Annotated in this window: 1 protein-coding gene; it reads right to left on the bottom strand. The window is 70.4% G+C overall.

Going from position 1 to position 764, the window contains the following annotated elements; genetic code table 11:
* Positions 1-764, bottom strand: a 764-nt coding sequence (locus TN53_RS41375; protein ID WP_052745423.1) for a bifunctional transcriptional activator/DNA repair enzyme AdaA, incomplete at both ends; no start/stop codon positions are given.

Raw genomic sequence — 764 nt, 5'->3', positions numbered from 1 at the left:
GCCGGGGGGCGAGCCAGTGCGTGGGCGAGTCGTGCTTCGAAGCACCGGTCGTCGGCACGGCGCACCGCATAGGGGAAGAGCTCCGCCAGCCGTGCACGGGCTGCGTGTTCCGGGCCCTCCAGAACCGCGCAGACCCCTGTCCCCGTCACGGCCACCAGGACCGGATCCGCGTCGGTGACGCCCATGGCCGAGTGGATCTCGAGGCCCGCCCCGCCCGCGCGGTACTCCTGGGGGGGGATGTCCATTATCGCCGAGGAAACGGCGTAGAACTGGCCCGTGGTGGTGAAGCCCGACTGGTAGATCGCGTCGGAGACGGTCCGTGCGCGGATCAGCTCCTCGCGCACCCGCTGTGCCCGGACCGCCGTCCAGTAGGTGTGCGGTGTCAGGCCGGTCAGTGACTTGAACATGCGGTGGAAGTGGAATCGGCTGTAGCCGGCGCTCTGTGCCAGGTCGTCCAGGTTCGGTGGCGCCACCGCCGTGTTCATCAGCAGGCAGGTGCGGGCCACGACGGCGGCTTGCAGCCGGTTCGGCTCCGGGTCGCCCGGCTGGCAGCGGCGGCAGGGCCGGTAGCCTCGTGTGTGCAGTTCCTCGAGCGACGCGTGGAACTCCACGTTCTCCCGCCGGGCCAGGCGTGCCGCGCACGAGGGCCGGTTGTAGATCCCGGTCGTCGTCACCGCGTAGTAGAACCGTCCGTCCGCGGCATCGTCGCGTTCTCGGACCGCACGCCAGCGCTGTTCGTCGCTCTCGTACGCGCAGATGTCGCC

Origin of the sequence: Streptomyces sp. WM6386 (genome assembly GCF_000972385.1) — a bacterium.
Classification (GTDB): domain Bacteria; phylum Actinomycetota; class Actinomycetes; order Streptomycetales; family Streptomycetaceae; genus Streptomyces.
The sequence above is the reverse complement of the archived record's forward strand: the minus strand, read 5'-3'. Positions and strand labels throughout refer to the sequence as shown.